At 75.0% G+C, this 9,876-nt stretch carries 6 protein-coding genes; 4 read left to right on the plus strand and 2 right to left on the minus strand.

Going from position 1 to position 9,876, the window contains the following annotated elements; translation table 11 throughout:
* Positions 1-32 precede the first annotated feature (32 nt).
* Complete coding sequence (locus tag AB0881_RS00845; RefSeq protein ID WP_366613181.1) at positions 33-557, minus strand: hypothetical protein; 525 nt, start codon at positions 555-557, stop codon at positions 33-35.
* A 171-nt stretch (positions 558-728) separates the two neighbouring features.
* On the opposite strand from AB0881_RS00845, the gene AB0881_RS00850 reads away from it, so the two are divergent.
* The 4 genes from AB0881_RS00850 (at position 729) to AB0881_RS00865 (ending at position 8,167) form a co-directional block, all read left to right on the plus strand.
* Positions 729-3,395 (plus strand): DUF4132 domain-containing protein, encoded by a 2,667-nt coding sequence (locus AB0881_RS00850; RefSeq protein WP_366613183.1) that lies wholly within the window; start codon positions 729-731, stop codon positions 3,393-3,395.
* Positions 3,392-6,325, plus strand: a complete 2,934-nt coding sequence (locus tag AB0881_RS00855) for a DUF4132 domain-containing protein (protein WP_366613185.1) — start codon at positions 3,392-3,394, stop codon at positions 6,323-6,325. Before AB0881_RS00850 ends, AB0881_RS00855 begins: the two co-directional genes overlap by 4 nt.
* Before the next feature lie 83 nt (positions 6,326-6,408).
* Positions 6,409-6,915, plus strand: a complete 507-nt coding sequence (locus AB0881_RS00860) for a SigE family RNA polymerase sigma factor (protein ID WP_366613187.1) — start codon at positions 6,409-6,411, stop codon at positions 6,913-6,915.
* On the plus strand, positions 6,905-8,167 hold the full coding sequence (locus tag AB0881_RS00865; protein ID WP_366613189.1) for a hypothetical protein: 1,263 nt from the start codon (positions 6,905-6,907) through the stop codon (positions 8,165-8,167). Before AB0881_RS00860 ends, AB0881_RS00865 begins: the two co-directional genes overlap by 11 nt.
* 44 nt (positions 8,168-8,211) lie before the next feature.
* Here AB0881_RS00865 and AB0881_RS00870 read toward each other — a convergent pair whose 3' ends face one another.
* Complete coding sequence (locus tag AB0881_RS00870; protein WP_366613191.1) at positions 8,212-9,819, minus strand: right-handed parallel beta-helix repeat-containing protein; 1,608 nt, start codon at positions 9,817-9,819, stop codon at positions 8,212-8,214.
* Between the last annotated feature and the right edge of the window lie 57 nt (positions 9,820-9,876).

A 9,876-nucleotide genomic window follows, 5' to 3' on the forward strand; every position in this document is an offset into this window, starting at 1 on the left:
GCCGGTTCAGCCGCTGCGCCGCACCCGGTGGACTAGCGCGGGCGGACGCGGTCGTCGACGTTCAGGGTCGGCTTGGGGCCGACCAGGGCGCCGGTGATCTGGACGGGCTTGCCGCGGCGCCACTTGCCCTTGGCGTGCTCGTGGCTGCGGGACGAGTGCCAGGTGCTCCAGCGGTGGCGGTCGCCGTCGCAGCGGACCCCGGTCCGGCCGGGCGACTTGAGCGGCTTGGGCCCGACGTGCGGCCCGCCCGGCTGCTGGGCGATGAGGACGAGCCTGCCCCGGTGGCCCTTGGCCTTGCACTTGACGGTGCCGTGCACGTACAGGATGCGTCCCCTGATCCACGCGTGCGTGACGTTCACCCGGGCGGCCCGCTGCGCCTTCGCGGGCGGCGCGGCGGCCTTGGGCCGCTGCTTGCTGATCAGATGCGCCGGCGCCGGGACCGGTACCGGCTCGGCCGCGGCGGGAACGGCCGTGAGGACGGCCGCGGCCGGCGCGAGCACGGCCAGCGCCGCGGCGGACGAGGTCAGGGCGCGGGCGCCCCGGATGGTGGTTCTCATTGAGCGATTTCCCCCTGATGCGTGACCACAAAATGCCATGTAGTCGCTACTTAGAGTAGTAATGGCTGGGTGCGGCGGGGGTCAACGGGGCGACCGGGTCTTTGCGGAGCGGCGGCCCGTCCATTGCGTTCGGCGGCGGGATGTCGGCGCCCGGCCCTACGGTGATCGTCCATGAGTGATCAACCGCGCGACGAGGACGTTCTGGTCATCCCCGACGCCTGGCGGGACGCCCTGCTCCCGCGCCGCGGCGGCCGCACGCCCGTGCCGGAGACCGCGCCGGACGGGGCCGAGGCGGAGCGGATCCGGCACGCTCTGGAGGTCGCCCGGCCGGACGTCGAGACCGTCCTGGCCTACGGGACGACGGACCGCCGCCTCGCCCTGGCGGCCGAGGGCTACCTGCGCGGCGAGCCCGACGCGCTGGGCGCGGCGGTGGTCGCGGTCGCGGAGACGCGGATCCGCACGGGCGCGCCGTACGCGACGGACCCGGCGTGGGTCGACTTCCTGGCCGCCGAGCACGGGCTCGCGTTCGCCGCGCGGGCGTTCGCGGAGTTCGACGGGATCCAGGCCCCGTGGCACGACTCGGTGGCCGACTGGCCCTGGGCCGTCCTCCACGACGGCTGGTCCACCCGCCGCGCGCACTGGACCCTGAACGAACCGGGGCGGCGGATGCGGGCGCTGCTGGCCGCGGCGGGAGACGACGAGTACGCCGCCGCCGTCGAGGGCCTGGCACGGCACCGCGGGCCGCGCCTGCAACGCCTGGTGGTGTCCTTCCTCGTGCCGACGCGGCAGGACTGGGTGGACGAGTGCTGCGATGAGCCGGAGCCGCGCGACTACTGGGCGTCGGACGAGCCCCTGCTGCTGTGGTGCGCGCTCGGCGACGAGGCGCGGCTCGAACGGCTCGGACCCCTCGCGCGCGTCGAGTACGGCACGCGGCTCCGCCCGGTCGTCGCCACCCTGGTCGGCGAGCTGGGCGCCGCCGCGGCGCCCGCCCTGGCCGCGGCCCTCCACGACGAGACCTGGTACCACGACCCGGCCGAGGCGGCCGGGCGGCGCCGGGCGCTGCTGGAAGGGCTCGGCGCGATCCCGACCGACGAGGCGTTCCGGCTCGTGATCGAGGCGCTCGGACGGCCGCAGGTCCTTGTGGCCGCGGCGGAGATGTGCGAGCGCTTCCCGGCGCGGGCGCTGCGCGTCCTGCCGGAGTTCGGCGGCGGGACGTCCGAGCGCGCGCGGCTGGCCGCCGGGCTGCTGAACGCGTGCGCGCGCGCCCGGCCCGAGCTGCTCGAACGCGCCGGGAGCGAGACCCGCGCGGCGGTCGAGGCCGTTCTGGAGGGCATGGTGGCGGAGGCGCCCGCGGCCGAGGTGCCGAAGGCGCTGCTGAAGGCCGCCGGCACCGCCACGCCCGTCTGGGCGCCGCCGGGCGCGCTGCCGCAGGTGCTGCTCAAGGGCCGGGAACGCGCCCTCCCCCTCGCCGCCACCGGCCACCTCATCGGGGCGCTGACCAGGGCGACTCCGCGCCGGAAGCCGAACGCCGCGGTGCGGGACGCGCTGGACGCGCTCGACCCGCGCTCCCTCTTCGAGTTCGGGTGGGCGCTGCTCGGGCTGTGGCGCGCCGCCGGCGAGCCCGATCGGGCCGGCTGGGCGCTGGCGCAGCTCGGCTGGACCGGCGGCGACGAGGCCGTGCGGCGGCTGGGCGCGATGGCGCGCTCCTGGACCGGGCAGGAGGGGATCCGGCTGCCGCTGGACGGCCTGGACGTCCTCGCGGGCTCGGGCGGCGACGTCGGGCTCATCCAGCTGCACCTGGTCGCCGCGAAGGCCAAGCCCAAGCGGCTCAAGAAGAAGGCCGCCAAGCTGCTCGCCGCGGCCGCCGAGGCGCGCGGCCTCACGCCCGACCAGCTCGGCGACCGGCTGGTGCCCGACCTCGGGCTGGACGCCGAGGGCGGCATGGCGCTCGACTACGGGCCGCGCCGCTTCACGGTCGGCTTCGACGAGCAGCTCAGGCCGTACGTGGTCGACGGGAGCGGCAAGCCCCGCAAGACGCTGCCCAAGCCCGGCGCGAAGGACGACCCGGAGCTGGCGCCCGCCGCGTACGCCGCGTTCACCGGGTTGAAAAAGGACGTCCGCGCCGCCGCGCCCGAGCAGATCCGCCGGCTGGAGCGGGCGATGTGCGAGCAGCGCCGCTGGGAGACCGGGGACTTCCGCGCGCTGTTCGTCGAGCATCCGCTGCTCTGGCACATCGTCCGGCGGCTGGTCTGGCTGCACGAGGACGACGCAGCCGGCGAGGGCGGGAAGGTCACCGCGTTCCGGGTCGCCGAGGACCGCACGCTCGCCGACGCGGCCGACGAGACCCTGGCGCCGCCCGCGGCGGGGGGCGTCCGGATCGCCCACCCCCTCCACCTCGGCGAGGCGGTCAAGGCGTGGGGCGACGTCTTCGCCGACTACGAGATCGTCCAGCCGTTCGCGCAGCTCGGCCGGCCCGTGTACGCGCTCACCGAGGAGGAGCGCGGCGCGTCCGTCCTGGAGCGCGTCAAGGACGTCACGGTGCCGACGGGGCGGCTGCTCGGCCTGGAGCGCGACGGCTGGGCGCGCGACACCGCCGAGGACGGGGGCGTCCAGCACGCGCTGGTCCGCGAACTGCCCGGCGGGACGGTCCGGATCCATGTGAACCCCGGTTTCCCGGTCTGGTCGCCGGCCGACTGGAAGGAGCAGACGATCGGCGCGGTCAGCGTCCGCGGCGGCCGGGCCCCGGCCGCCCCCCACCGCTTCGACGCCCTCGACGACGTGACCGCCTCCGAGCTGCTCCTCACCCTGAGCACACTCACCGAAGGAAGCGTGCAGTGAACGAGAACGTCCTGGTCGTCCCGGACAACTGGCGGCGGTACCTCCATCCGCGGCGCGGCGGCGCGCCCGGCCCGAAGATCAAGATGCCCGCCGGCGCGGCCGAGACCGTCGCGGCGTGCGTCGACGCAGGCCGGGACGGGATCGAGCGCGTTCTCGCGCGCCGCACCACGGCGCCGGAGCTCGTCGCGCCGGCCCGGGCGTACCTCTCAGGCGAGCCCGATCCGCTCGGCGCGGCGGTGGCCGCCGCCGTGGCCGGCGAGGTCTCCGCCGGGTCGGACGACGCGCGCTTCGTCGACGGCTGGACCGCCGCGCACGGGGTGGCGTTCGCGGCCTGCGCCTTCACCGAGCTGGCCGCGCTCTACCCGCGCTTCGAGCACGGCAAGGGATGCACGGCGCTGCGGCTCAAGGCGCCGGACTCGGGCGACCCGACCCACAACTTCGCGGAGGGGATGTGCCGCCGGATGCGGGCGCTGCTCGCCGCCGCCGGCGACGCCGAGTACGAGGAGGCCGTCGAGCGCCTCGCCGGGCACCGCGGCACGGCCCTGCGCCGCCTCGTGACCGCCTATCTCGTCCCGACCCGGCAGGACTGGGTCACCGAGTGCTGCCGGACGCCGCCGAAGGAGGGGCGGGACGTCCTCTGGACCGCGCTGGGCTCGGCGGAGCAGCTGGAGATCCTCGGCGACTGGACCCGGCTGACCCACTCCGACTGCTGGAGCCCGGGCACCGTCCTCACGCTGGCCGAGGGCGTCGGCGCCGCCATCGCGCCGCTGCTGGCCGAGGCGATCGACACCCTCGAACCGAACGCGCGGCGGCGCAAGGGGCTCCTCGGCGCGCTCGGCGCGCTGCCGTCCGACGAGGCGTTCCGGATCATGCTGGAGCGGCGGTCGAACAAGCACGTCGTCCCGGTCCTGATGGACGCGATGAAGCGGTTCCCCGTACGGGCGATCCGCGAGCTGGCCGCCGCGGGCGAGCGCGACCTGCTGGCCGACCATGTGGCGGCCCACCGCGACCTGGCCGAGCGGGTCCTGCCCGACCTGCCGCCGCGGGCCCGGGCGGCCGTCCACCGGATCATCGGCACCCGCCCGGACGTCCCGGACGCGGCCGCCGCCGACCTGCCCCGCGTCCTGGCCGACCCGCCGTGGGCGCGCCCGGCCGCCAAGCCGAAGCGGACCGCCGTCAAGGGCCTGGCCGCGCCGCCGCCCCGCGCGGTCTGGAACGACGGCGAACGGGAGAAGTGGGCCAGGGAGCGCGTCACGTACCCGAGCTCCTGGTACTACGACGGCGGCTCCGACGAGCACAACGTGCACACGCGCGTCCCGCCGGCGGACGCGGTGACCGAGGCGTGGCGGCGGCGGGCGGCCGCGTTCGAGGCGGGCGACCTCGCGACCCCGCGGCAGATGGCGCTGCTGGCCGCCGGGCCGGAGGAGCTCGCCCGGCCCCTGCTGCGCGGCTGGTTCCCCGAGGACTGGACGTGGTTCGGCGCCACCGGCGACCCGGACGAGTGGATGAAGGTCCTCCTCGCCCGCTTCGAGGCGGACGCGCTGCCGGCCGCCCTGCGCTTCGCGCGGAGCAAGCCGGTGCGCTTCGGGTTCCTGCTCGTCCCGTTCGCCGACGCCGAGGTGGCGGCGCTGATGGGCGACTGGCTGCTGCGGCTCAAGAGCGCCCGCCGGCACGCCGAGGACTGGCTGCGCAGGCACGGGCCCGGCGCCGTGCCGCCGCTGCTGCCGGCCGCGCTCGGCCGCGCCGGGCGGGCCCGCGCCGGCGCCGAGTACGCGCTGAACGACCTCGCCGCCCGGCTCGGCCGCGACGCCGTCACCGGGGCGGCGGGCGAGCACGGCGAGGCGGTCGCGGCGCTCCTCGACCAGGGCGCGCCGGAGATCGTCGCGCGGGACGTCCCCAAGGTCGGCGACTGGGCCGACCCGGCGATGCTGCCCCGCGTGCTCCTCACCGGCCGGGACCGCGCGCTCCCGCCCGCCGCCGTCGCCCATCTGACCACCGTCCTCGCGATGCCGGACGGCCGGTATCTGGACGAGGCGCGCGCCGCCTGCGACGCGGCCTCCCTCAGGGAGTTCGCCTGGGCGCTCTTCGAGCGCTGGCGCGAGCACGGCGAACGTCCGGGCGACCTGTGGACGCTCGCGGCGCTCGGCCGGGTCGGCGACGACGCCACGGCGCGGCGGCTCGCGCCGATCCTGCGGACCTGGGGGTACGGCGACCCGCAGGCCGACACCGGCCTGGACGCGCTCGCCGCGATCGGCACGGACACCGCGCTGATGCTGCTGGACGCGCTCGCCCGCGAGCACCCGGCCGACCACCTCGTCCGCCAGGCGGGGAACCGGATCGAGAAGGCCGCCGCGGAGCGCGGGCTGACCCGCGAGCAGCTCGCCGACCGGCTCGTCCCGGGGTTCGATCTCGACCCGGACGGCAGCATGACCCTCGACTACGGGCCGCGCCGCTTCACGGTCGGCTTCGACGAGCAGCTGAGGCCGTACGTGACGGACGCGGACGGAACCCGCCTGGTCTCCCTGCCCAACCCGTCGGGCCGGGACGACCCCGCCCTGGCGCCGGCCGCGCACGCCGCGTTCGTCGTCCTCCAGCGCGACGTCCGCGCGGTCGCCCCGGTCCAGGTGGAGCGCCTGCGGGAGGCCATGGCCGCCGGGCGGCGCTGGACCCTCGCGGAGTTCCGGGAGTACCTCGTCGGCCACCCGCTGATGTGGCACATCGCGCGGCGGCTGGTGTGGTCCGCCGGCGGCACCGCGTTCCGCCTCGCGGAGGACCGCACGTTCGCCGACGTCGAGGACAGGGCGTTCACCCCCGCCGGGGACGCGGAGATCACCCTGGCCGATCCCGCGTCGCAGGACCCGGCCTGGCAGCAGATCTTCGCCGACTACGAACTGGAGCAGCCCTTCCCGCAACTCGGAACGTCCGCGTAAGCCGCGCAAAGCGGGTCCGTGCAACAGATCGGCGGAGTGGCGCGTCCTGGGTGCGATGGAGAGGACGGCCTTTGGACGACGGCGTGACGTACGAGAGATTCGTGACCACCCGCGCGCGGGCGCTGCTCCGCTACGCCTACGTGCTCACCGGCGACCCCGACGACGCGGCCGACCTGCTGCAAGAGGGTCTGATCCGGTTGCGGGGGGCGTGGCCGCGGGTCGTCAACAAGCACGACCCCGAGGGGTACGTGCGGACGATCATGGCGCGGCAGCACATCAGCGCGTGGCGGCGGCGCAGGCGCGAGCACCTGGTCGGCAGCGTTCCGGAGCGGCAGTACGTGGATCCCGGGCTGGAACGCGCCGAGCACGACCCGCGGCTGTGGGAGGCGCTGATGGCGCTGCCGCGGCGGCAGCGGACGGTGCTGGTGCTGCGCTACTACGAGGACCTGGCCGACGAGGAGATCGCCAGGGTGCTCCGCATCTCGCGCGGGACGGTGCGCAGCCAGGCCGCCCGCGCGCTGGGCAAGCTGCGCGCGGAGTGGGGTCCGCCGCTCGACACGGCCATGACGGGAGTCCAGCATGAGCGATGAACTCGACCGGACGCTGCGCGGCACGCTCGCGACCGTGGCCGGGGACGCGCCGCCGCCGGTGGCGGACCTCCTGGAACGGGTCGAGACCGGCCACCGGCGGCGCCGGCGCCGGCGGCGGCTGGCCGCCGCGCTCTCGATCGCCGTCGTTCTCGGCGGTACGGGGACCGTCGGCGTGGCGGCGCGTTCGGGGGAGGGGGCGGCGCCGGTCGCGGCCAAGCCGTCCGGCCTCGCGCCGGTCCCGCTGTCGGGGCTGGGCGAGCCGGTCCAGATCCGGAAGAAGTGGCCGGGCGCCGTACGGTCCCTTCCGGCGCGGCTGCCGAACGGCCGCGAGTACCGCCCCGCCACGATGCTGGGCCCGGACTCGATGCTGGTGTCCACCTGGTCCTCCTTCGAGCGGACGGACGCGCTGTGGGAGTACGACTTCCGCGACCGCCGGGTCAGGCGCGTCGCCGACGTCGTCGTCCCGCCCGGTGCGAAGATCTTTCCCTCGGACTTCACCGTCGCCGGGGGACAGGTGGTGTGGTGGCTGGTCACCAGGGCGGCCGGAGCCGAGACCGTGCAGTTCTGGGCCGCGCCCCTCGCGGGGGGGAAGTCCCGCAGGATCGCCGCGATGCCGCTGGCCGGCGGGAGACCGGCCGACATGATCGTCGATGGCGGCGATGTGGTCTGGACGCTGGGCGGCGGCAGGTCGGCCGCCATCTACCGGGTGCCCCTCTCCGGCGGCGCCCCGCGGAAGATCCCGGGTACGGACGGCCTGCGGATCCTCTCCTGGCCCTGGGCCGGTGCGCCCGGGGACGAGCGGAGCGCGCGCGTCGGTGACGTGCGCTTCAAGTCGATCCGCAATCTCCAGACGGGCGAGCGCCGTACGGCGAACGTCGCCTCGTTCAAGGGCGTATGGGATTGCAGCGTGAACTGGTGTGTGGGAGGCCCGGCCTCCGACGTCGTCTACAAGAGTGACGAGCTGGCCACGCCCGTGCAGCGCCGGAACGGCAGGGACGGCCGCAGCCTCCCGGTGGACGCCGGCATGCACGGAGGCGTCCTGTACGAGCGGTTCGTCCGCTACCAGCCGCGCGAGTTGAGGACGCGGAACCACGTCCTGTACGACCTGGAGACCGGAACGCTCCTCGACACCGGGATCCGGCGGGGCAGCAGCGGGATCGCCCCGAGCGACAGGCGCGACGGCCGGAATCCCTGGTTGCTGCAGGGGAACGAGAGCGGGACCTTCCTCATCGACCTGTCCAAGATCCGCTGACTCGGACGGCGGCCCGGCCGTCGGCCGGGCCGCCGTAGGGGCCGTCAGCCCGCGGGGCGCGGGGGCGTGTCGAACCAGTCGCAGCCCTGCGGTCTCGGCCTGTCGCGCCCGTACTCCGAGCACGGCAGGCCGGACAGCACCTTGGACGGCCGGCCGATCAGCGAGAAGACCGTCCAGCCGGACGGCCGGTCGCAGGTCGGCAGCTTCGCCGGATCGGACCTGACCGTTCCGTACGACGAGGTGTTGTCCTGCCAGCAGTTGCCGTCGCCCTGCTCGTCCCACCAGACGTCGAGGCCGTTCGGGAGCCTCCCGCCGTCGGGGGCGATGCCGAAGGCGTTGCGGGTGTAGCGGTTGCGGTGCGAGGTGTCGCGGAACTTCGCCAGGTCGTTCTCGCCGCGGATCGGCGCGGGCACCCAGATCTGCCGGAAGCCGCTGCGCCAGTTGTCGTACAGCCGGTTGTGCGCGTAGCTGTTGTCGTTGCCGCCGCCGAGGAGGAGGCCGGTGCCGACCGGGATGGGCGGTGCCGGGCACACGACGCCGCGCTCGTGGCCGCGGTCGCGCGGCGGCTTGGCGCAGGTGCCGTCCCAGATGTTGCCGTAGTAGTTCTCGTTGTTGCTGTAGATGAGGTTGTTCTCGAACGTGGCGTGGTTCTGCGGCAGGCCGGGGTGGCCGGGGAACGCGCTGTCCATCGACACGCCCGCCGAGTTGTGGTGGAACGCGTTGTCGTGCGCGTAGACCGAGTCGCCCGCCGTGCCCGAGTATCCGAGCGCGTTGTGGTGGGAATCGCACCGCTGGATCTCGATGGAGTGGCGGCGGCCGTTGAGCGGTGAGGCGGAGCCGGGGTAGATGCCGGCGTCGCCGTTGCCGTGGCCCTCGCAGTCGGTGTAGAGGCCGTGGTCGCTGGCGAAGGTGAGGAAGCCGTACTCCTCGTTCCAGCGGGCCAGCGCGCGGTCGATCACGAAGCCGTCCTGCTCCAGGATGTAGACCCCGTTGAACTCGAAGAGCTGCGTGGTGATGTTGCGCAGGTAGAAGCCGTCGGCGCGGTCGGAGCGGATGCCGTTGAGCTTCGCCCAGCTCCCGTCGTCCTTGAATCCGCCCTCGATGACGACGTCGGTCATCTCCCGGCCGGTGCCCTCCAGTTGGAGGTCGCAGCGCGGGCTGTCGCACGAGTAGTCGTCGTCGTCCGGCGTCCGGTCCCCGAAGATCGCCACGAGCTGCTGGAGGTTCGGGCAGGCGTACTGCTCGGCGTACGTGAGCAGGTCCTTGCCCTCCAGCGGGGCGCAGCGCTCGCTCGGCGCGGCGCGGCTGGGCTCCTCGCGGTACGTCCCGGGGAGCACGTAGATCGTCGTGCCGCGCTTCCCGACGGCGTTCACCGCGGCCTGGATGTGCCGGTACGAGCACTCGGCCAGGAGCCGCTCGTTGAGCGTCCGGAGCCATCCGGTGTAGCTCCTGATGCGTTCGGCCGAGTCCGGCTTGCACACCACGAGCCGGGGCGAGGCGGGGGCCTTCCGGTAGGTGGGGACCTCGCCGGTGCCGGCGGGGAACCTGACCTCCCGCTCGGCGTGGGCGAAGGCCGGGGCGGCCAGGAGCCCGAGGGTGACGGTGACGACGAGCGCGACGACTGCGCCGCGCGGTACGCGCTTGCCCTTCATGGCCCGGAATATGAACGGTGCTCGCGATTCTGCCCAGGCCCACTCACCGGCCACTTA

The sequence above is a fragment of the Spirillospora sp. NPDC029432 genome (assembly GCF_040703975.1).
Taxonomy (GTDB): domain Bacteria; phylum Actinomycetota; class Actinomycetes; order Streptosporangiales; family Streptosporangiaceae; genus Spirillospora.